The sequence below is a fragment of the Bowmanella yangjiangensis genome, from assembly GCF_017255015.1.
Lineage (GTDB): Bacteria > Pseudomonadota > Gammaproteobacteria > Enterobacterales > Alteromonadaceae > Bowmanella > Bowmanella yangjiangensis.
The window spans coordinates 1-397 of record NZ_JAFKCS010000664.1; the positions used below are offsets into that span (position 1 = coordinate 1).

Annotated in this window: 1 pseudogene; it reads right to left on the bottom strand. The window is 66.5% G+C overall.

Going from position 1 to position 397, the window contains the following annotated elements:
• Positions 1 to 293: pseudogene (locus J0A65_RS26160) on the bottom strand (hypothetical protein); the annotation flags it as partial.
• Positions 294 to 397: the final 104 nt, after the last annotated feature.

A 397-nucleotide genomic window follows, 5' to 3' on the forward strand; every position in this document is an offset into this window, starting at 1 on the left:
GTCGCCACTCCGGTGGCCTCACTGATGCGCACCGCTTCAACGATCGCCTTGTCGACCTGCAGGTCCCACAGCGCCACGGGCCGGCCGGCCTCAGCCAGCAACTCGGCGCACGCCAGGCCAATGCCCGAGGCAGCCCCCGTCACGATTACCGGGCTGGTGAGTGCGGCAGGTGCATGAGTCGATGACATCGAGGAACTCCTGTTGACGGTGCGCTGCACATGGGCTCCGGCCACGCCAAGGCGACTGGCAGCAGGCGCCTGACGAATATCGGGCCGGCAATGCGCAGTCAGCATACGCAGAGCCTCCTGCCGTGCATCGTCGATATGGACTAGAGGCAGCGACTCAGCGGCACCCGACGCAGAGCGGAAACATCGCCCCCATCGGCACCCTGCACTTG